Consider the following 21,197-nt stretch of genomic DNA (forward strand, 5'->3'; position numbering starts at 1 on the left):
CCGGATCACGCCGTCTCGAACGCCCCTCGCTCGCGCAGATCGGGGATCGACTCCCGGACGCGCTCTCGCGCCGCGTCGAGCGAGAACTCCGCCGTCACCTCGCCGTCCTCGACGACGGGGTCGAGGAGCGGTTCGCCCGGCGCGTCCTCCCCGACGGGGACGACGCTGTCGTCGAAGCCGTCGCGGTAGACCTGCTTCGCGCCGCTCTTGACCCCGCGCTTCGCCCGGGCCTCGCCGTCGACCTCGACGAGGTTCATCGAGAGGTCGATCGGGTCGGCGTTGGCGATGGCCCCGCCGACGCCGAATCCGTCGGCGGCGTCGCGGAGCCGTCGCACCTCGGCCGCGTCGATCCCGCCGCTGACCAGTATCTCGACGCCCTCGTGTCCTCGCCGGTCGAGTTCCCACCGGACCTCCTCGACGATATCGTGCAGGTCACCGCGGCGCGAGGCGGTGGTGTCGAGGCGGACGCCGTCGAGATCCTCGCCGAGCGCCTCGGCCGCCGTGACCGCCTCGACCGTCTCGTCGCAGAACGTGTCCACGAGCATCGTCCGCGGGACGCGCTCCTCGAGCGCCTCGTCGTAGGCGCGGAACGCCCGCTCGGCGTCGCCGAGACAGACCACCAGCGCGTGGGGCATCGTCCCGCCGGCCTCGATCCCGATCGCCTCCCCGCCGGCGACGTTCCCGATGCCGTCGACGCCGCCGATCAGCGCCGACCGCTCGACCATCGCTCCGAGCGCCGGGTGCTGGCGGCGGGTCCCGAAGCTGAGGACGGTCCGGTCGCGAGCGGCCGCGCGGACCTCCATCGCGGCCGTGGCGATCCCGCTCGCGTGTGCGAGAAAGCCGAGCAACGGCGACTCGTACCGGGCGAACGAACGGTAGAGACCCTCGATCCGGAGGGCCGGACCGCCGGAGACGACCGTCCCCTCGGGCGGGGCGTGGACGTCGACCGGATGGCCCTCCATGAGCCGTACGGCGTCCTTCAGTCCCGCCAGGACGGTCCAGCCCTCGGGGGTCGAGATCTCCGCGACGACGTGGGGGTCCTCGTCTAGATGGTCGAGTATCTCCTCGGTCCGGAGGAAGTAGGCGGCGGTGGCCCGTCCGGAGTCGATCTCCGCCGGCGTGAGCAGGTCGTACGTCCGGTCGTCCATGATCGGGGGTCGGGGAGACCGGACTAAGTGGTTCCCCTGCGGAACGGCGGCAGTCTCCCGGATCGGGTCGCATTGGATCGATTCGACGGCTCCCGGGGGAGTCAAGGGAGACCCGGGGGTACGGCGGGTATGATCGGCAAGGTCGACCCGGACTCGCTGGCGAGCCTCGTCCTGGGCCGGACGGGCGCGCCGGACGAGCGGGTGCTCCAGGGGCCGGCGTACGGCGAGGACACCGCGGCGATCCGACTCGAGGGCGGAGCGGAGGAGGGGATACTGGTCGTCAACGCCGACCCCATCTCGCTCGCGGTCGGTCGCGTGGGGTCCCTCGGCGTCGACGTCGCGGCCAACGACGTCGCCGCGTCCGGCGCGACCCCCGAGTGGTTGACGAGTGTCGTCCTCCTGCCGGGATCGGACGACGCGCTCGATACGATCACCGCACAGCTCGACGAGGCGGCCCGGCGGCTCGGCGTCGCCATCGTCGGCGGCCACTCCGAGTACGCCCCGGCGCTGTCGACCCCGATGCTCGTCCTGACGTGCTTCGGCCTCACAGACAGGTACGTCCCGACGGGCGGGGCCGAGCCGGGCGACCGCATCCTCCTCACGAAGGGCGCGGGTATCGAGGCGACGGCCATCCTGGCGACCGACTTTCGCGACCGGCTCGACGGGCGGGTACCGGAGGCGCTACTCGAGTCGGCCGAGGGGTTCTACGACGAGGTGAGCGTCGTCCCCGAGGCGGCGGTCCTCCGTGAGTACGCGAACGCGATGCACGACCCGACGGAGGGCGGTCTCGTCGACGGGTTGCTCGAACTCGCTACCGCCTCCGGGGTCCGGATCGAGGTCGACCCCGGGGCGATCCCGATCCGCGAGGAGACCCGGCGGCTCTGCGAGGCGGTCGGCGTCGACCCGCTGCGGACGTTCGGCTCCGGTGCGCTACTCGCGGCCGTTCCCGAGGCGTCGACGGACGAGGCGCTGTCCGCGCTAGACGAGGTCGGTATCGAGGCGGCGGTCGTCGGTACCGTCGAGGAGGGCGACGGGCCGGCGCTCGCCCTCGGCGAGGAGACGTTCGACGAGCCCGTCCGCGACGACATGTACGCCCTGTGGGAGTGATGTGCGGCGTATCCGATCGGTGCGTTCGGCGAGGACGGACCGGCTACTCGGAGTAGCCCTCCTGGAGGAACGCACCCTCGGTCTCGTACATCGAGACGAGTTCGTCGATGAGTTCCTCCAGCGTCTGGTCCTCCTCCGTGTGTCGTTCGAGGCGCTCCCTCAGTTCGTCGCTGATCTCGAGCGTGTGGGGCATGGTGGTCTCTCCGGGCGGTGGCCCGGCGCGTGCGGGTAGTCGCTCCACCGGCGTAAATACCTCGACAGCCTCCGGGTGCGGTCGGGGGCGATGGCGGGCGGCCCGTCCGGGCTCGCCCGCGCTGGTGTCCGCCTTCACGGCCCCCGTCCCGGACGGGGCGACCGGGGGCGTGACGACGACTCGGGTGGCTTCCCCCGTGCACAGGGTCCGAAACGGACAGGACCCCTTCCACGGTCGCGGCGGGGTGCACCGACGAGCCGGCGGTTCGGGTAGGGGCCGGACGCCGGCTCCCGATGACAACGACCGCGAATGCCCCGCCCGGTGTGGGCGTCCCCGGGCCGCGCCCCTCGGCCGACGACCGCGAGCGTCACGCACGCGGTTTCGGGAATCGGAACTCGAAACGCTGGGGCGTTATATACGTTATGAATGTCTCGTAAACAACAATCGAGACGGATAGAATGGGTGGGACCAGTTCACGGGGGGTTTCCGAGGTCACGGGGCTCGTGCTCCTGCTGGGGTTCGTCGTCGTCACGGCGAGCTTCGCGTTCGCCGCCGGTGACCGGGTGGTCTCGGACGCCGAGTCGGACGCGCGGACCGAGACGGGCGAGATCGTCGTCAAGCAGTTCGACGCCCGCCTCGGTACCGTGATCAGCGCCCCCGGTAACGGGACGACCACGCTCGACCTCGGTGACCACGACCCGAGCCAGGTGACGGTCGGTCAGGCCGGGGAGATCGCCGTCTCCGTCGACGGCGGGGAGTGCACCGACAGCGTTCCCCTCTCGTCGGTCAGGCTCGAGTCGGAGGGCGCTGACGAACTGGCCTACCAGGCCGGCGGGATCTTCCGTCGGAGCCCGAACGGGAACTCGGTCGTGGTCGCCCCGCCGGACGTCACGGCGCGAGGGGGGACCCTGAGTATCTCGGTCGCCAACGTCTCCGGGCGGGTGACCGAGGATCGGTTCGTCCTCCGGAAGAACGCGAGCCGGTCCCGCGCGGTCACCGAGGGGATCCGCCGGACCCTCTACAGCGACGGGTGCCGGCGACCGGACGACGTCACGGTCTCGGTCACGAGCGACTACTACATGGCCTGGGGCGAGTACCTCCGCTCGGAGGTGGGGGCCGCCGTCGGGGTCTTCCCGGACAACCGGACGGTCCGGTTCACCCTGAACTCCTCGCACCTGCCGGCGGCCGTCGACGACTCCCGAAACGAGGTCGTGAACCTCCAGAATCCGGCCGTGGTTGACCCGGATCCGGTCGATCACCGGTTCGACGACGTGGCGTTCAGCATCGACAAGTCCGTCGGGAACACCTACTTCGTCTCGGGTCGACCGGTCGAGAACGGGAAGCTCGTCGGCGACATCGAGTCGTTCGAGGGCGGCGTGGTGTTCCGACCGCCCGTCGACGTGGTCGTGGTGATGGACGAGTCGGGCTCGATGGGCGGCTCGAAGATCGCCGACGCGAAGGACGCCGCCAAGCAGTTCGTCGGTCTCACCAACGAGAGCCGGGATCGGATCGCCCTCGTGGGGTACGACACCGATAGCCGGTTCGTCCGCGTCGGCTACCAGCGCTACTTCTCCGCCGACCACGCGGCGCTAAACGCGACGATCGACCGCTACAGCGCGGGCGGCGGGACGGCGATCAACCGGGGTCTCAACACCTCGGTCGCCCTCCACGACATCGAGTCGAACTTCTCGCGGACGCGCCACGTCATCCTGCTGACCGACGGGAAGAACGAGCCGGGCGGCGGCGTCTGCAGCGCCGAGGGCTACTCGGACGACGACGACTGCCGGGACGAGTTCGACCGGCGGACGCTCGACGGTGCGCGTGCGGCCGCCGCCCAGAACGTCGTGGTCCACACCATCGCGTTCGGCGACGACGCGAACGAGACCCTGCTGGAGGAGGTCGCCAACACCTCGGGCGGGACGTACTCCAAGGCGACGACGGGGACGGAACTTCGGACGGTGTTCGAGGGCATCTTCCAGAACATCACCGAGACCGATCAGGTCGTCCGGCGACCGGTGTCGACCTCGCTCTCGGTGAACGGGACGACATACGTCCCACGGGTGGCGGGTGAGGACTCGAACGTCGCGGGCTACGGGGGGCAGCCGAACGTGAACGACCCCGGCATCCGGGGGGAGTTCACCTACGCCGTGAACACCTCCGACGCCGCGCCGATGAACGTCTCGGCGGTGACGCTCGCGTGCTCGGACTGGGAGCTGACCGCCGTCAGGCACACCAACGCCTCGACCGGACGGACGTACAACGAGGTCCGGTGTACGAACGTCACCGGCGTCGATCGGGAGGTCCCCCACGAGAACGTCACGGCGTACCTCGCAGGTGCGGACATGACCGGGTTCGAGGACGGGAACGAGGCCTGGTGGCAGCCGGACCTCTACGACGACACGCTCGACCCGTACGTGAACGCCTCGGGACGACTCGACGTCGAGAGCAACCAGGCGATCGTCGTCTACGACTTCCCCGACTCGGAGAGCGAGTACGGCGAGACCCGCCTGGTCATGCTCTACGAGTTCGGCCTCCCCGACTCGACGACGACGGCGACCGTCATCGACGTCGACGTGACGGAGGTGCGGATCCGTGACTGACCCCGACCGGGGACAGACGACCCACGACTTCGCGCTCGGGATCAGCGTCTTCATCCTCGCGTCGGTGTTCGTCCTCACGTTCGTCCCGAGCGTGACCGCCCCCTACACCGAGGGGGTCTCGGAGGTCGAACAGGAGCACGCCCGGACGGTCTCGCGGGTCCTGGTCGGGAACCTCTCGACCGCCGAATCCCCCACCACGTTCGACGACGACCGGACCGTCGACTTCTTCACGACCGGCTGGGGCGAGACGGGCCTCCAGGAACGGTTCGGGCTCCGGGACTCGACGAACGTGAACGTGACCCTTCGGGGCCTCGAGGAGGACGACGGGGTCCTGACATCGTGCGGCGGGGAGCGGTGTGCCGTGGGACCGGTCTACCGCGACCAGTCGGTCGCGACGACCGTCCGGCTCGTCCGGTACGACGACCAGCCGTTCCGGATGGAGGTCCGGGTGTGGTGAGAGCTCGCGGCCCCGCCGACCGACGCGGACAGGCGTTCACCCTCGAAGGGCTGGTCGCCGCGCTCGTGCTCGTCGGCGCGCTGGCGATGTCGCTGCAGGCCGTCGTCGTCACGCCGACCACGCGGGGGACCGTCGACGAGGACGTCCGGACGGACCTCCGCCAGCAGGTCCGGGACTCGCTGTCGCTCGCCGCCTCGGAGGACCCCGCGGACCTCTCGGTCCTCGTCCGCAACTGGGAGCCGAACGGGCGGACGTTCGCGGGCGCGGAGAACCCCCGGATCGGCTACGGGATGGACGGCCCGCCGCTGTTGCTCGGCCGTCTGCTGAACACCACGTTCGGCCAGCGCGGCTACCTCTACAACGTCGAGGTCGTCTACCGGACCGCGGATCCGGGGCGGAACCGGCAGCTGGTGATGGTCAAGCAGGGGACGCCCGACGAGAACGCCGTCGTCGCCGCCCGGACGGTGACGCTCTACGACAACATGACGCTCACCTCGCGGGGGGCTGGGGACGCGGAGCTCTGGGAGTACGGCACGTCGCTCGGGGACGGCAGCGGCGGGTACTACCCCGTCCCGGACGTCGTCGACGGCCCGGTGTACAACCACGTGGAGGTGCGCGTCACCGTATGGTGAACGATCGACCCGGGACGAACCGGCGGGGACAGATCATGCTCGTCGGCGCGCTCGCGCTCGCCGTCCTCCTCCTCGCGCTCGTTCCCGTCTACAACGCCGTCTTCATGGCCGAGGGTGCGGGTGCCGGCGAGCCCGAGGGAGTCTCCGACACCGCTCTGAGCGCCGAGGCCGTCGGGATCCGGGCGGCACAGGGGCTCGCCGTCCGTACCGGACATGGGTCGGTCTACGCGGACACCGACGAGGTGGCGGCGGCGTTCGACCCCGCGTTCGAGAACTACACGCGACTCCACGACGAGGCGGCCGTCGCCGGGTCCGACACCTACGTGAGGACGACGTTCGACGCCGACGCGCCAGGAACCGAGTACGGCGTACGGGTGGTCCAGAATCGCTCGGGCTACCTCGACAAGCCGACGGTGGCGCACACCCCGGGACCGAAGAACTGGTTCGTCGTGCGCAACTCCAATCGGACGGGACTCGGCTGGTTCACCGCCCGGTTCGACGTCTCGAACCTCAGCGAGACCGACCGGTTCACCGTCGTCGCCTCGAACGGGACCCACTCGGTCGAACTCGGCGTCGGGAGCGACGGCGGGTCGACCGACGTGACCGTCAACGCCTCGGGCGACGTGGGCGAGATGGACGAGCCGGTCACCTGTAGCTCGCGGGCGGGGGAGATCGTCGTCGACCTCTACCGGGGGTCGGCCGACCGCGGGGACTGCACGTTCACCGGCCTGGACGCCGTCGAGGGGCCGGTCTCCGTCCGGATACGGAACGGGTCGAGCGCCTACGGCGTCTACGAACTCGTCGTCCGGAACGGGACCGGGCTCCAGCCCACCATCGAGGCGTGTACCGCCGCGAGCCCGTCGACGAGCAGCCCCTGTTCGTCCCCGACGTTCTGGCAACTGGCGGTGACGACCCGGGTGGAGACCGACCGGACCGCCTACGAGAACCGCGTCAACGTCTCGGTCTACGGGGCGGGGGGTGACTGACCGTGGACCCGGTGAGCGCGGACGACCGTGGACTCTCCTCGACGGTGAGCTACGTGCTCGCGGTGGGGATAACGGCCGTCCTCGTCACCTCCCTGGTCTTCGCGATGGGGGGGTTCCTCGAGGACGAGTCCGAGCGGGCGACCAGGGGGCAACTGGAAGCGCTCGGGGCGCGACTCGCCGACGACGTCGCCGCCGCCGACCGGTACTCGCGGGTCGGTGGGAACGTCACCGTCGAGGCCGATGCCCCGGAGCGCGTCGTCGGGAACAGCTACACGATCGAACTGGGAAGCGGGAGCGAGTGTGACAGCCCCCGCTTCACCGGCGATCACTGCCTCGTCCTGGAGACGGCGGGTGGCGGGGTCACCGTCCGCCAGCCGCTCGGGAACCGCTCGGCGCTCTCGATCGACGGCGGGCCGGGATCCGGGCTGGAGATAACGGTGCGTGGGGACGGGACGGCCGGAACGGGGACGTACGCCGAGCCGCCAAACGTGCCCGCGACCGTCGGCGTGGGGGAGATATCCGGGGCGGGAACCGTCGGGACCGTCGTCGGCAACACCGATCCCATCGCGGGGTTCATCTTCTCGCCGGGCGACCCCGTGACCGGCACGAACGTCACCTTCCGGAACGACACCGACGACGTCGACGGGATCATCGCCAGCTACGAGTGGTCGTTCGAGCTACCGAGCGGGGGCAACGCGACGCGGACCGGCCGGACGGCGAACTTCACCTACGACACTCCCGGCGTCTACACCGTCACGCTCGAAGTGACCGACGACGACGGCGAGACCGACTCCGTGAAGCGGGAGGTCCCGGTCGGGGGTCTCGTCTACCGAGACGACGCCACGCCGGTCGACTACGATGGGGACGGCCGCCCCGGCGGCGTCGAACTATCCTTCAACAACACCTGGGACTCGTCGGTCGAGGTGCTCACCGTCGGCGTCGACCCGGGCGGGCCGTCGGGTGCCGTCGCGGAGCTGTCGGAGGGGATGTCGGGCGACGGGGTCGGCGCACACGAGATACGCTTCGAGGGCTACCCGGTCGACTCCGGCAGCGGCGGCGAGGACGGGTACGTGGACTACGACGGCGACGCGCCGCTCGCGTTCCCCGAGGACGGTGCCATCGTCGACCTCGATACGGGCGGCGACAGCCGGGGGACGAACCCGGTGGTCGGTTCCCACGACGTGCTCACGCTGGAGCTCTCGGAGTTCACCGACAGTGGCGGTGCCGATCTCGACGGCGCGGACGACTACCCCCTGGACGTCGCGGTGCGGTACCGGGTCGACGGGGCCGTCTACGTCACGAAGGTCACCGTGTTCGACCTCGACGACGGCCCGACGGTCACCTGGGGGTCGACCGACGACTGGGACGCGGCCACCTCGCGGGTCAACGTGACCCAGTCGGGCGACGAGATGCGTCTGGACGCGCCCGGGACTGGCGGGCTCCCGACGGCCGACATGCGGGTGTGGCTCCCACTCAACGAGTCGGGGTCGCCGACCGACGCGTGGGACTACGCCGGCGGGACCGCCTACGAGTTCGAGGTCCGGGGCGACCCGACCACGGGTGCGACCGGGTTCGACGGCGGGGACGCCTACCGCTTCGACGGCGACGACGACTGGCTGCTCGACGGCAACGCCGAGACGACCTACCTCGGGGACGAGGAGTCGCTCACCGTCTCGATGTGGGTCAGGGCGGACTCGACGGGGACGGACGCGGGTCTGCTCGACACGACCGACGACGACGGGGACGGACAGGACGACGAGTTCGGGCTCCGGTACGACGCCTCGGGCTACGAGGGGGGTGCCACCGACACGTTCAAGAGCAGCATCGCGGTCGACGAGGGGTACCGCGAGACCTACGCCTACGAGTACGAGAGCGGCGTCCAGTCGACCGACTGGCAGCACGTCGCGCTCCGGTGGGAGTCCGGCGAGCGCATCGGACTGTTCGTCGACGGGACGGCGCTCGGCTACACGGGCAGCACGGGCGTCCCTCCGGACGGCGCGCCGATGACCGGCGTCGACTTCCTGACCGTCGGGCGCTCACAGAAGGACGACACGGACGCGCTGTGGGAGGGCCGCATCGACGAGGTCCGGATCTACGACCGGGCGCTCTCCGAGAGCGAGATCGGGGCGCTCGCATCGAACACGGGGCTCCGCCGCGGGTCGTTCAACACCACGTGGAAGACCACCTCGCGGAACCTCGACCTCTCGGATCTCCGGCTGGGCTACGACGCCGAGCGCAACGGCGGCACGGTCGAGGTGACGGTGTACGCGAGACGGGACGACGGCTCGGTCCACGTCTCCGACCGCGTCCTGCTGAGCGGCGACAGCGGCGTGAAGGAGGTCGAGGGGCTGACGGGCGGGACGGACGAGTTCAGACTCCGCGTCGAATTCGCGGGGGCCTCCAACACGCCGAGCGCCGACGAGTTCACGCTGGGTGACTGAGATGACCGGACGATCACTCCGGTCGGGGACCGGACGCGGGGGACGGGATCGCGGGGCGAGCGAGATACTCGGATTCGTCCTCCTGTTCGCGCTCATCGTGGGCTCGACCGGGCTCGTGTTCACGGCCGGGTTCGACGCCCTGGAGGGTGTCCAGACCGACCGGCAGAACGAGAACGCGGAGTCGGCGTTCCTCCGTATCGCCACGAAGTTCCAGCAGATCGGGGATGACGGAGCCCCGCTCCGCGCCGGCGACCTGTCGGTCTCGCCCGCGGGGCTCTCGACGGGTGGCGACGTCGAACTCACCGTGACCGTCCACCTCCCCTCGGGCGACGAGTCGCGGACGTTCCAGGTGGGGGCGCTCTCGTACACCCTCGACGACACTGCCGTCGCCTACGAGGCCAACGCGGTCTTCCGCAGCGACGGCGACGGCGTCGCGGTCCTCTCGGCCCCGCCCTGGAAGTGTCGAGCCGAACGGACGGTCATCTCCTTCACCGCGATGGAGTCCACCGGCCCGACCTCCGTCGCCTCCGACTCGGTGACGGTCGTCGGCGAACACGAGGACACGTCCCTGTGGTTCCCCTTCGACCGGACGGGAGCCGGGAGCGCCGACGACGCGACCGGCGTCTCGGTGGCCGTCGACTCGCCGAACTCGGTGGGGTGGAACCGCTACTTCGAGGACGCGCCGGGCTGGGCGGACCCAGAGGACGACGGGACCTACCGGTGTGCCACCGATCGGGTGTACGTCCGTCAGGTGAACGTGACGACGCGTCTCGTCTGAACGGGTCGACCGCTCACGTCCCGACCCGATATATACCCGCCCCGCGAACGGCGGGCCATGACCGACACCGACGAACGGCTCCTCATGACCCCTGGGCCGACCGCGCTTCCGCCGGAGGTCCGCGAGGCGCTCGGCCGACCGCTCGTCAACCCCGACGTCGAACCGGGGTTCACCGCCGACTACCGCCGGCTACTCGACAAGCTCGCTGAGGTCCACGGGACGGACGACGACGTCGTCGTCCTCGGAGGGGAGGGGATCCTCGGCCTGGAAGCGAGCGTGGCGTCGCTCGTCGCGTCCGGCGAGACGGTCCTCTGTCTCGCCAACGGGCTCTACGGCGAGGGGTTCGCGGACTTCGTCGAGACCCACGGCGGCGAGGCGGTCGTTCACTCGGTGGGAGAGGGCGAGGTGTTCGACCCCGACGAGATCGCGTCGCTCGCCGACGAGCACGACCCGGTCGCGGCGACGATGGTCCACTGCGAGACGCCCATCGGCCTGTTGAACGACATCGAGGGCGTCCTCGAAACCCTGCAGGACGCGGGGGTCCTCACGGTCGTCGACGCCGTCTCCTCGCTCGGCGGGACGCCGGTTCCAACCCAACGGATCGACGTCTGTCTCGGGGCGTCCCAGAAGTGTTTCAGTTCGCCCCCCGGCCTCTCGACGCTCACGGTGAGCGAGCGCGCCTGGGAGAAGGTCGAGGCGACGCCACAGGACTCCTTCTACGCCAGCCTCGAACCCTGGCGGGACGTCGACCTCGACACCGACCAGGCCGTCCTCCTGCCGTACACGCACCTCACTTCGAACCTCTACGCGCTCGAGGCCTCGCTCGACCGACTGCTCGAGGAGGGGCTCGAAGCGGTCTACGAACGCCACGAGGACGTGGCCGAGCGGTGTCGCGAGCGCGGCCGTGAGGCGGGGCTCGATCCGCTCCCGCCGGTCGACCGGAGTTCGCCGACCGTCACCGCGTTCGAGATCGACGGAGGTGCCGAAAGGGTCTGCCGGGAGGTTCGGGAGCGTCACGGGATCGTCCTCTCGACCGGGCTCGCCGACCACGCCGACGACGTCGTCCGCGTGGGTCACATGGGCTACGGCGCGGACCGCGAGCGCGTCGACGTGGCGATGGACGCGCTCGCGGACGTGCTGAACTGATACGTCCGCGGGAGCCACCCACGGTGCTCGCCCTCACGATGTTGCGGATCCCTCGTGGGGCCGCGCCCGAGGGGACGATCCCCCGAGATCCGAGGCCTAGCGCGGGGAGCAGTCGTCCGATTCGGCGTACGTCGTACCCTCCTGATCGAGCACCGTACAGGTCCGATCCAGGGCGTCGCGCGTCGACTCCAGCCGGCGCTCTAAGTCCTCGATCCGCTGCTCCCGCTCGCGGAGCTGTACCTCCGTCTCCCGGAGGTCGGTCGCGAGCGGTCCCACGTCGGATCGCCACGCCGCGAGCGAGTCGTTCACCCGCCGGAGCTGCGCGGTTCGGGTTTCCAGCGTCGCGTTCAGCCGCTCGACACGCGACTCAAGACGATCGTTCTGCGCCTCCAGTTCGGCGTTCCGGTCGGCCAGCTGTGACGTCTCCGACTGGAAGTGGAACGTCATCGCGACCGGCCCCATCGTCGAGAGGAGCACGAGGAGCACGGTCGAGAGGCGCAGCGTCCGCCCGATAGGATTCATACGATCGGATACGACGTGATATTAAAAACGGTTCGCTCGATTCGCCAGTCGTCAGTGGACGGTGACGGTCCGGCGGCCTCGGAGTACCGGGAATCTGGAGTCGGGACTGGTGACCCTCGGTGTGCCCGGGTCGAGAGGTGGTAGCCCCCTCGACACGGGGTGGAGCGTCGGAATCTACACCGAGTAGTTGCTCGACCGGGGACCCGAGTTGACGGGGGTCGACGTGAGCGAAGGACGGTCGAACGCTACGAGACGAGTCGAGGTGGTCGGTGTTCCTCCGCGTCCAAGCGGTGCATCCACGAGGCCGGATCTCGCTCCAATTACTCCTCCGGGATTGCGCCCGCCTCCCGGAGCTCGTCGATCGACTCGGCGTCGTGGCCGAGCGCCTCCAGGACCGCCTCGGTGTGCTCGCCGAGGTGCGGGGGGAGCGTTCGGATCGCCGTCGAGTGATCCGGGAAGTTGATGGGGTGGCCGGGGAGGACTACCTCGCCGGCCTCGGGGTCGTCGAACCGGGGGACGAGCCCCCGGGCCTCGGCCTGCTCGTGGGCGACCACGTCCGCGACGTCGCTCAGCGGTCCCACCGGGAACCCGCCGTCTTCGAGGACCTCCAGCCAGTGTTCCGTCGGCTCCTCGGCGAGTTCGGCCTGGATCGCCGAGACGACCCTCTCCTCGTGTTCGACCCGCTCGGCGTTCGTCCCGTACTCCCGTACCGACTCACAGCCCACCACGTCGACGAAGTCGTCCCAGCGGTCGTCGGCGGGGACGGCCGTCACGACGTACCCGTCGGCCGTCTCGAACAGCTGGTAGGGGACCATCGACTGGTGGGAGGTCCCCTGTGGCCCCGGAACCTCTCCGTCCATCGAGTAGAACGTGAGGTACTCGTTCATCATCGAGACGACGGCGTCGAACAGGCCCACGTCGAGCTTGCCGCCGCCCGCTCCCGCCGCGACCTCCTGCAGGCGCGAGAGGACGCCGATGGTCGCGAACATCCCGGCCGTGAGGTCGCCGATGGCCTGCCCGACCTTGACGGGATCGCCGCCCTCGGGCCCGGTGACGCTCATGATCCCTCCCTCGGCCTGGAGGATGAGGTCCATCCCCTTCTTCTCCCGGAGCGGGCCCGTCTCGCCGTACCCCTTGACGCTCGCGTAGACGAGATCCGGGTTCAGTTCGCTCAGGGAGTCGTAGTCGAGCCCGAGCCGATCGGCGACGCCGTAGCCCATGTTCTCGACGAACACGTCGGCCTTCCCGACGAGATCGCGGGCGACCTCACGTCCCGCCTCGGACTTGAGGTCGAGTTCGATCGACTGCTTGTTCCGGTTGTTCGCCATGAAGTACCCCGACCGGCCCTCGGGGCCGACGCCCTGAACGCGAGTGGGATCGCCGACGCCCGGGCGCTCGATCTTGACGACCTTCGCGCCCAGATCGGCGAGCAGCGCCCCGCAGAAGGGTCCGGCGCGGTGGACGGTCAGTTCGACGACGTTCAGTCCCGAGAGCGGTCCCGTTCCCCCGTTCTCGCCGCTCATCACTCGCCCCCCACGAACTCGTCGACCAGGTCGCGGCGCTCGTCGGTGGCGAACTGCTCCCACCAGATCTCGGCCTCGATCTCGCGGGCCTCCTCCAGGTTCTCGCTGTTCACCGCGGCGTTTATCGCCCGCTTCGAGTTCTTCACCGCCTGCGTCCCCGTGGACTGGATGGCCGAGACGATGCTCTCGACCGCCCCGTCGAGTTCTTCGGGCTCGACGAGGTCGTTGACGAGACCGATGCGGTGGGCCTCCTCGGCGTCGATGGTCCCCGCCGTGTAGACCAGTTCCTTGGCCTTCGCCTCGCCGACCAGTTCGGCCGCACGGTAGGTCGACCCGCCGGTGGGGATCTGCCCGATGTCCGTGACGGGGACACCGAACTTCGCCGTCGTGTCCGCGATACGGAGGTCGCAGTACATCGCGAAGATGAGGCCGCCGCCGACGCAGTAGCCGTCGATCTTGGCGATGACCGGCGCGTGACAGTCGTAGGCGATGCGGTAGATGCCGTAGAAGATGTCCTGACGCTCCTTCTGTAAGGGGTCGTGCTCCTCGGAGGGCCCCGCGTACTGCTCGATGTCCGCCCCCGCGGAGAAGGCGTCCTCGCCCGCACCCTCGACGACCACGACGTCCACGCTCCGGTCGAGCTGTATCTCGCCGAACGCGCGCTGGAGGTCGAAGAAGGTCGCGTTGTTGAGCGCGTTGTACTTCTCCGGGCGGTTCAGCGTGATCGTCGCCACGCCGTCCGTGACGTCGACCGAGATGTGCTCGTATGCCGAGTAGGCCATGGTACCGAAACCCGGAGCGGGGTGATGAATGTTGTTCCGCGGCCGGGCACCCCGACCGCGGTCGGTCGTCCGGGGGGCCAGCGGTCGGAACCGGTCGTGCCGTGTCGATTCACCACACAGCGACGGCGAAGCGCAATCGTTAAACGGGAATCGCGGCTACCCGATAGTACACGCTCCGATAGTGTAGTCCGGCCAATCATATTGCCCTCTCGAGGCAATGACCGGGGTTCGAATCCCCGTCGGAGCATCGCAGCGAGCGAACTTCTGTGAGCGAGCGAGAAGCGCACGAGGGGATTCTGAACCACGCGAGACCGATCGAAGTGAGGTCTCGCTATCGGGTTCAAATCCCCGTCGGAGCGCTCCTGCGAACGAGGCGAGGCCAGTAGCGATGGGTTCGTGTGAGCCGCGAACGCACGTAACGAGTGGATGCGACCACGTGATCTGGACCCCGCCAGTCACGTACACCGAACGGGGTGAGCGAGCGGGTCTAGTTCGCGTCCCCATTCAGGGGTGTCGCACGAACGCCGCTTCGAGTCCCCGATACGCTTGTCCCTCTGAGGCTCCCAGCCGCTGTATGGCCCGAGAGTTCGCGGTCACGGGTGTCGATCACGTCGAACTGTTCGTCGCCGACTGGGACGACGCCGCGGCGTGGTACGAGCGTGTGCTGGGAGTGACGCCGGAGGCATCGCTTTCGGAGTGGTCGGAGACCGGGACGGGGCCGCTGATGCTGGCCGTCGACGATACCACCAAACTGGCCCTGTTCGAGCGGGAGACGGCGACGCGCGGGGAGGCGGTGAGTCCGCATCGCGTCGCGTTCGGGACCGACGCCGACGGATTCCTCTCGTTTCTCGACCGCCTGGAGGCACTCGACCTGACGAACCGGGACGGCGACCCGGTCTCGGCCGCCGACGTGGTCGATCACGACCTCTCCTACTCGCTCTACTTCACCGACCTCGACGGCAACTGGCTCGAACTCACGACGAACGACCACGATGCCGTGGCTGCCGAGCTGGAGTGATGGGGAGCCCCACCCGAGTTGAACCTACGCGGCTCGTCTGATTCCACGCCTGCGGGTACCGGAGAACAGCGTCACCTGCTCCCCACCGCCGTCAGACCACTCGGGAGTGTCCGGTGAACTCGGTTCTGAACGCCCGCAACCGCACCGGGGCGACCGACAGGAAGTAGTGCACGAGACGTGGCTTTTGCCGCTAAATCCGAGCTGAAGACGTCAACGGATGGATTCCGGCTCCGCGGGCGTTTTGTTGGCAATCCGAGGTTCACGTCCCGAATGCGAAGGGTGTGTATCGGGGAGGACGACGCGATCGAGGACGGATGCCGAGTCCTCGACACCATCACTCTCCCCCAGCTCCTCAGCCAATTGGACGGGGACTGATCGGTCATCGGCAACGATACCTGGGCCAGTTCTGGAGTACCCAGGTTCGACTCGGGAACGGACCCTCGACGTGCTCCACGGTCTCCGAGCGGGTGGCCGTCACGAGCGGCCGCCGTTCCCGATCCTCTGTCCGTGGGTAGAGAGGGATAGAGCCGAAGATTCCGGAGGGACGGCCACGCGGACGCCGGTCAGCTCCCGGTCGCTGCTCCGGTACCGGCGCTCCCTCCGGCGAGTCCTGCCCGTCGATACGTCCAGACCATCGCCGCGTAGACGATCAGAACGACGACGTAGTTCGGCCACACGCCCGGACCCGGGTCGACGAGGAGCGGCCACCAGTTCCCGACCCCGTGCAGCAGGGCCACCAGCACCAGGTTGTGGGTGAGTTCGTAGATCGCGCCGAACAGGAGGGCCGATGCCGCGAGCAACGCGAGGCTCCCGGCGACCCCTCCGACCTGCAGGCCGTCGTCCAGCAGGAGATCGGGGAGGTGCATCGACGCGAACAGAACTGCCGTCGTCGTGATCCCGAGTACGGGCCGGAGGTGGGTCTCCCGACCGCCGAACAGCTCGATCACCTTGTTCTGGAGGTACCCCCGGAACGCCAGCTCCTCGACCGGCCCGGTGAAGAGGTAGTTGTTGATCGCGGCGACGACCACCAGCGCCGCCGACGCGTCGAGTACCCGGACGTACTGGGCGTAGAGTCCGAGCGAGAGGTCGTTCCCGGTGAGGAGCGCCAGTCCGAGAGCGACCACGTTGACGACGATCACCACCCCGAAGATCGTAAGGACGGCCAGTCGGGCGTTCTCGCGTGACACGCCGATGTCGTGCAGTCGAACGCCCTCCGCACGGAGCGCGAGGAGGGCGACCCCTCCCAGGAGCATCAGCATCGGGATCTGGCCGAGGAGGTCGACGACGCGGGACCCGTCGGCGAGCAGCCGGGACTGCGCCTCGTTCGTCGCGACCGTGAGGACGGAGAAGGCGAGACCGAACGCGAGCAGGACACCCGGTCCCCCTCGGAACTCCGGCGGCCAGCCGTCGGTCCGCTCGGCGGACGTGGTCTCGGAGGGCGGCATACACGCCGCTATAGACGTTCTCCTGAAAAAACATTAGTACGAACGACTCCGCCGGATCGGCCCGTCCCCTCGCATCTCCGGGTCCGGGCGGGGCCGTGAGCCGCCCCCGTCTCGAAGCTCCCGACGATTCGTTCGACGTCCCCTGTTGAGACGACCCGCCGCTGTCGCATCCCCGATCGGGGTCAGACGGTGACCTCGATCACGGAGAGGTCACCGTCCAGGGTCGCGCCGAGTTCGTCCCCGTCCAGGTCTATGGACACGTCGATCCGTAGGGGGTCGTCGGACACGCTCGTGCGAACGCCGTCGTAGAACTCTGGAGCCCACAGCGGCCGGTCACGGACGTCGATCCCGTGGTCGTAGTAGAACGAGATCACGGCGGGGTGTCGCAGCAGGCACGCTACGGCGGGCACTTCGATCCGAACGCCGCAGCGGCCACACTGGTCGCTGAACTCCGTGAGCACGCGCTCCCGGTCGGGCGAGATCGACCAGTCGAGTCGGCCCTGGCAGAACGGACAGATGCCGTTCACCGCCAGCTCCATGTGCTGTTTCGACGTCAGCGTCAGCAGCTCGATCACGTCCTCGATCGAGCGCCCGTCGATCGCTCCCGGCGGGAGCGTGTTCCTGAACTCGTGCTCGTCGGGGCAGGTGACCGTGAGGAGGCTGTTCTCGTAGACCGCGGTCAGTGGCTCGTCGCACACCGGACAGGGGTCGTCCAGCTCGACCGGCCCGAGCCGTTCGCCCTCGCCGTAGACGCCGGCGACGAGGGCTGCCACGACCTCGATTCCGGCCGGCGCGATGCGGTATCCCTCGTCGGCTTCGAGTACGAACCGACCCGTGAGCTGGTCGAGGTGGTAGTTGAAGTTCCCCGAATCGCGCATCCCGACCGCTCGCCGGAGGTCCGAGAAGCCGACCGTCGGGTCCTCGGGTCGGTCCCGCAGTCGATCGGCGAGGACCCGGAGGATCGAGATCCGCGTCTCGTCGCTCAGGATCTCGAACCCCCGGCGAGAGCCGAACTCGTCGTCACTGCTCATGAACGACGGTTCGATCGACCCTCCACATAAATTTCGGGAGACACGTACGCTACTGCACCGGCGACGCTCCGTATCGATACCCCGGGCCGACGGCCGGGAAGCGCGGGCGCGGAGCCGATACACGCCGATCCGGACGAGATGGCGTCCCTCGAACTGACGGTCCGTGCGAGCGGGCACCCCGAATGACTCGGCGACCGTGAAACATAAGATTCCATACTGTATCCTATTTCTGGAATGATATTTCCGCCCCCGGTGAGTGGTGACCACCGCGATGACTGACCGGCTGATTCACCCACAGTCCGACGGTCGAACCGCTCCTCCGGGCGACAGCGACGGGAAGCGGATACTGGACGTCGGTGTCCTCACGGCGATCGTCGCGAGCGCCGTCGAGAGCCTCGTCGCGTACGGTGCGCTCCCCGCCCGGATGCGGATTCACTGGTCGCTCGGCGGTCCGTACTACGGCCCGGAGTTCGCCCCGACCGGGGCCCTGCTCGCGCTGTTCCCCGTCTTCGTTCTCACCGTCGGGGTCGGTGCCCACTGGGCGAACACCGAACTCCAGGGCACGGACACGCGCGATGTCGTCCGTTCCTGTCTCGCCCTGGGCACGCTCGGGACGCTCGCACTCCTCCTGGGGACGCAGACACTCCTCGTCGCCGCCAACCTGTGAAACCGGAACGATGAGCCCCCTCGATCCACACCGTGATCTCCTCGGACGTCCCGCCGGACGATGCACCATCCCGTCCAGAAGAACCCGCGGCCCGCCGATCGGTGCCGACCGCTCCGGGAACCTGGTGGAGGTGACGGGGCGATGATCGAACGCCGATCCGGGTGGTCCCGGCGCGTGCGGCTCCCGTTCTGGAATCGGGCGGAGCAGCGCCCTCGCGCCCTCTGGCGCGTCCTCGGCGCGCTGGTCGTGGTCCTCTCCGTCCCCTCCATCGTCGGCGCCGTCGTGCTCCGTCCGCTCGACCTCCCGATGTCGCTCGTACAGCTCGCGAGTAACGCGCTCGCAGCGCTCGTCGCGCTCGTGGTTCTCCTCCTGTGGGCGCGGTACGTCGACCGGCGGGAGCTACGGGCCTACGGGTTCCGCCTCGACGGGGCGTGGTGGCGCATGCTCGCGCTCGGCGCGCTCGTCGGCCTGCTCGGGTGGGGCGGCGCGCTCGCGACCGACCTCGCGTTCGGCTGGGCGTCGGTCGCCGCCCTCCTCTCGCCGGGGACCGGCGGCATGTCGTTCCTGCCGTCGTTCCTCTCGTTCGCCCTCGCGTGGGTGTTCGTCGGCGTCTGGGAGGAGGTCGTCTTCCGCGGTATCGTGATGCGAAACGCGATCGAGGGCCTGAACGGCACGTGGATCCCGCGTCGGTGGGCACTCGTCGGCGGGTGGGTGGTCTCCTCCGTCCTGTTCGGCGTCCTCCACTTCGGACAGGCGTCGTCCCCGCTGGCGCTGGTCTTCTGGATCGCCGCCGGGCTCGTCCTCGGGCTCGCGTACCTGCTCACGGGTCAGCTGGCCGTCCCGATCGGCCTGCACGTCGCGTTCGACCTCGGTGTGAACAACGTGTTCGGGCTCGCCAGCGTCCGCCAGGCCGGCGCCAGGGTCCCGACCCTCGTCCGCCCGGGGTTCACCGGGCCGGACGTGCTCGTGGGCATCTCCGGCGCGGTGAACACGGCCTGGCTCGTCGTCATCGGGCTGCTGACCGTCCTGGTCGTCCGGTGGCGGTACTCCCTCGGTCCGCGTATCGGACCCTACCCGGGACCCGGGAACTGATCCCCGCCGGGCGGTCCTCGACACGCTCGATCCCGTCAGCCGGGATGGGCGATGCTGGATCCGAACGGTCCGAGCCGGACGGTATCAGCGGCGTGACGAACCGGTCCGGTCTGCCCGGCGACCCGTACACCGGCCCCGGGAGCGACCGGGCTGTCAGTAACCCACGATCGCGGTATATGTCGGTACTGGTGACTACCACGTCGGTGAGACCGTTCGACCGATTGAAATCCGATCGTCGAGAAGGGTCGCGTATGTCGAACGTCCCCCGCGCGACCCCTCCCACGTACGAGGCCGACCCGCCGACCCACGACGGGCTCCCGTTGATCGGCAACACCCACCAGCTCGTCCGGGAGCAGGGCGGGCTCTACGAGGCCGCCGCCGAACACGGCGAGGTCGTCAGGCTCGAACTCCTCGGGATCGGCGACCTCTACCTCGTCAACGACCCCGGGCTGGTCGAGGCAGTCCTCACCGACACCGACCGGTTCCGCAAGTCCACGCAGAGCCAGGAGGACCTGGGCGACCTGCTAGGCCGGGGGCTGGTCCTGAGCGAGGGCGACCTCTGGGAGCGCCAGCGCCAGCGGATCCAGCCCGCCTTCTACATGGACCGGATCGCCGACTACGCCGACACGATGGCGAGCGAGATCCAGGCTTCGGCCGACGACTGGGCCGGGTCGCCCACCGTGGATATCGAGGACGAGATGAAGGCGCTCACCCTGCGGATCCTCGTCAAGTCGATCTTCGGCTCGGAGATGGACTACGAGGACCGGGGGATACGCGGGACGGTAGAGCAGCTCCAGGAGCCCGGCCAGCCGGCCAAGCAGCCGATCGCCCGGATGGTCCCGAGGTGGGTCCCGATCCCGATGTGGCGACGATACAGTGAGGGTATCGAGGAGATGGAGTCGGTCATCGAGGAGTTCGTCGCGGCACGCCGCGGTGAGGCCGGCGGGAACGACGACCTGCTCTCGATGCTGCTCGCGGCCACCGACGAGGACGGCGAGTCGATGTCGGAGGAACTGCTCAGGGACGAGCTGATGACGTTCCTGTTCGCCGGCCACGAGACCACGGCGACGGCGCTCACCTTCACCTGGTACCTGCTGGCCCAGCACCCGGAGGTCGAGCGGAAGCTGGTGGCGGAGCTCGAGGAGGTGCTGGACGGCGAACCGGCCACCTTCGGGGACCTCCCCGACCTGGAGTACACCGGGCAGGTGCTCCGGGAGGGGATGCGGCTCTACCCGCCCGTCCCGCAGATCCCCCGCGATACGACCGAACCGGTCGAGCTGGGCGGGTACCGGATCCCCGAGGGCGCGACGGTCGCGCCGTGCCAGTGGACGGTCCACCGTGACGGGAGCTACTGGGCGTACCCCCACGAGTTCCGACCGGAGCGGTTCGCGGACGACGACCGTCCGCAGTTCGCGTACTTCCCGTTCGGCGTCGGGCCGCGGCGCTGTATCGGCGAGCAGTTCGCGATGGTCGAGGGGAAGCTGATCCTCGCGACGCTCGCCCGGCGCTACCACCTCGAACTCGTCTCCGATCCCGGGATCGACCTCTCGGTGAGCATCACCACCCGGCCGCTGGATCCGATCGAGATGCACGTCGAACCCAGGACGGGCGACCGGCGATAGGAGAGGC

19 protein-coding genes and 1 tRNA gene are annotated in these 21,197 nt (G+C 69.3%); 13 read left to right on the top strand and 7 right to left on the bottom strand.

What is annotated here, in order from left to right; genetic code table 11:
• Positions 1-5 precede the first annotated feature (5 nt).
• Complete coding sequence (locus tag WDJ58_RS13885; protein WP_338913862.1) at positions 6-1,148, bottom strand: nicotinate phosphoribosyltransferase; 1,143 nt, start codon at positions 1,146-1,148, stop codon at positions 6-8.
• 129 nt (positions 1,149-1,277) lie between these two features.
• Here WDJ58_RS13885 and WDJ58_RS13890 point away from each other — a divergent pair, with 129 nt between their 5' ends.
• Positions 1,278-2,255 carry an AIR synthase family protein gene (locus tag WDJ58_RS13890; RefSeq protein ID WP_338913863.1) on the top strand — a complete coding sequence of 326 codons (978 nt, stop codon included), beginning with the start codon at positions 1,278-1,280 and terminating at the stop codon, positions 2,253-2,255.
• 43 nt (positions 2,256-2,298) lie between these two features.
• On the opposite strand, the gene WDJ58_RS13895 is transcribed toward WDJ58_RS13890, so the two are convergent.
• Positions 2,299-2,448: a DUF7557 family protein gene (locus WDJ58_RS13895; protein ID WP_338913864.1), complete on the bottom strand. Its 150-nt coding sequence runs from the start codon at positions 2,446-2,448 to the stop codon at positions 2,299-2,301.
• A 458-nt stretch (positions 2,449-2,906) separates the two neighbouring features.
• Between WDJ58_RS13895 and WDJ58_RS13900 the strand changes: the two genes are divergently transcribed.
• From WDJ58_RS13900 to WDJ58_RS13930, 7 genes are read left to right on the top strand one after another with little or no spacing between them, the layout of a single operon-like run.
• The gene (locus tag WDJ58_RS13900) at positions 2,907-5,048 is read left to right on the top strand and encodes a vWA domain-containing protein (protein WP_338913865.1); all 2,142 of its coding nucleotides are present in this window, start codon (positions 2,907-2,909) and stop codon (positions 5,046-5,048) included.
• A complete protein-coding gene (locus WDJ58_RS13905; RefSeq protein ID WP_338913866.1) occupies positions 5,041-5,505 on the top strand; it encodes a DUF7287 family protein in 465 nt (154 codons plus the stop codon). Before WDJ58_RS13900 ends, WDJ58_RS13905 begins: the two co-directional genes overlap by 8 nt.
• Positions 5,499-6,137, top strand: a complete 639-nt coding sequence (locus WDJ58_RS13910; protein WP_338913867.1) for a DUF7288 family protein — start codon at positions 5,499-5,501, stop codon at positions 6,135-6,137. Before WDJ58_RS13905 ends, WDJ58_RS13910 begins: the two co-directional genes overlap by 7 nt.
• Positions 6,131-7,123 carry a hypothetical protein gene (locus WDJ58_RS13915; RefSeq protein ID WP_338913868.1) on the top strand — a complete coding sequence of 331 codons (993 nt, stop codon included), beginning with the start codon at positions 6,131-6,133 and terminating at the stop codon, positions 7,121-7,123. The genes WDJ58_RS13910 and WDJ58_RS13915 overlap by 7 nt, the downstream gene beginning before the upstream one ends.
• 2 nt (positions 7,124-7,125) lie before the next feature.
• Positions 7,126-9,564 carry a DUF7266 family protein gene (locus WDJ58_RS13920; RefSeq protein ID WP_338913869.1) on the top strand — a complete coding sequence of 813 codons (2,439 nt, stop codon included), beginning with the start codon at positions 7,126-7,128 and terminating at the stop codon, positions 9,562-9,564.
• A 1-nt stretch (position 9,565) separates the two neighbouring features.
• On the top strand, positions 9,566-10,342 hold the full coding sequence (locus tag WDJ58_RS13925; RefSeq protein WP_338913870.1) for a DUF7289 family protein: 777 nt from the start codon (positions 9,566-9,568) through the stop codon (positions 10,340-10,342).
• Positions 10,343-10,399: 57 nt separating this feature from the next.
• Positions 10,400-11,488 carry a pyridoxal-phosphate-dependent aminotransferase family protein gene (locus WDJ58_RS13930; protein WP_338913871.1) on the top strand — a complete coding sequence of 363 codons (1,089 nt, stop codon included), beginning with the start codon at positions 10,400-10,402 and terminating at the stop codon, positions 11,486-11,488.
• A 96-nt stretch (positions 11,489-11,584) separates the two neighbouring features.
• Here WDJ58_RS13930 and WDJ58_RS13935 read toward each other — a convergent pair whose 3' ends face one another.
• From WDJ58_RS13935 to WDJ58_RS13945, 3 genes are all read right to left on the bottom strand, one after another.
• Entirely contained in the window at positions 11,585-12,010 is a 426-nt protein-coding gene (locus tag WDJ58_RS13935; protein ID WP_338913872.1) for a hypothetical protein, read from the bottom strand.
• Between the two features lie 320 nt (positions 12,011-12,330).
• On the bottom strand, positions 12,331-13,533 hold the full coding sequence (locus tag WDJ58_RS13940; protein ID WP_338913873.1) for a CaiB/BaiF CoA transferase family protein: 1,203 nt from the start codon (positions 13,531-13,533) through the stop codon (positions 12,331-12,333).
• On the bottom strand, positions 13,533-14,315 hold the full coding sequence (locus tag WDJ58_RS13945) for an enoyl-CoA hydratase/isomerase family protein (RefSeq protein ID WP_338913874.1): 783 nt from the start codon (positions 14,313-14,315) through the stop codon (positions 13,533-13,535). Before WDJ58_RS13945 ends, WDJ58_RS13940 begins: the two co-directional genes overlap by 1 nt.
• Before the next feature lie 172 nt (positions 14,316-14,487).
• On the opposite strand from WDJ58_RS13945, the gene WDJ58_RS13950 reads away from it, so the two are divergent.
• Positions 14,488-14,562: transfer RNA gene (locus tag WDJ58_RS13950), tRNA-Glu, on the top strand.
• A 327-nt stretch (positions 14,563-14,889) separates the two neighbouring features.
• Entirely contained in the window at positions 14,890-15,333 is a 444-nt protein-coding gene (locus tag WDJ58_RS13955) for a VOC family protein (RefSeq protein ID WP_338913875.1), read from the top strand.
• A 563-nt stretch (positions 15,334-15,896) separates the two neighbouring features.
• On the opposite strand, the gene WDJ58_RS13960 is transcribed toward WDJ58_RS13955, so the two are convergent.
• A complete protein-coding gene (locus WDJ58_RS13960) occupies positions 15,897-16,778 on the bottom strand; it encodes a CPBP family intramembrane glutamic endopeptidase (RefSeq protein WP_338913876.1) in 882 nt (293 codons plus the stop codon).
• Positions 16,779-16,960: 182 nt separating this feature from the next.
• A complete protein-coding gene (locus WDJ58_RS13965) occupies positions 16,961-17,809 on the bottom strand; it encodes an ArsR family transcriptional regulator (RefSeq protein ID WP_338913877.1) in 849 nt (282 codons plus the stop codon).
• A 271-nt stretch (positions 17,810-18,080) separates the two neighbouring features.
• Here WDJ58_RS13965 and WDJ58_RS13970 point away from each other — a divergent pair, with 271 nt between their 5' ends.
• The 3 genes from WDJ58_RS13970 to WDJ58_RS13980 all read left to right on the top strand — a co-directional run bounded on the left by WDJ58_RS13970 (position 18,081) and on the right by WDJ58_RS13980 (position 21,190).
• Positions 18,081-18,476: a hypothetical protein gene (locus WDJ58_RS13970; protein WP_338913878.1), complete on the top strand. Its 396-nt coding sequence runs from the start codon at positions 18,081-18,083 to the stop codon at positions 18,474-18,476.
• 141 nt (positions 18,477-18,617) lie between these two features.
• Entirely contained in the window at positions 18,618-19,568 is a 951-nt protein-coding gene (locus WDJ58_RS13975) for a CPBP family intramembrane glutamic endopeptidase (RefSeq protein ID WP_338913879.1), read from the top strand.
• Positions 19,569-19,819: 251 nt separating this feature from the next.
• A complete protein-coding gene (locus WDJ58_RS13980) occupies positions 19,820-21,190 on the top strand; it encodes a cytochrome P450 (protein WP_338913880.1) in 1,371 nt (456 codons plus the stop codon).
• Positions 21,191-21,197: the final 7 nt, after the last annotated feature.

This window comes from Salinirubellus litoreus (genome assembly GCF_037335815.1).
GTDB lineage: Archaea > Halobacteriota > Halobacteria > Halobacteriales > Haloarculaceae > Salinirubellus > Salinirubellus litoreus.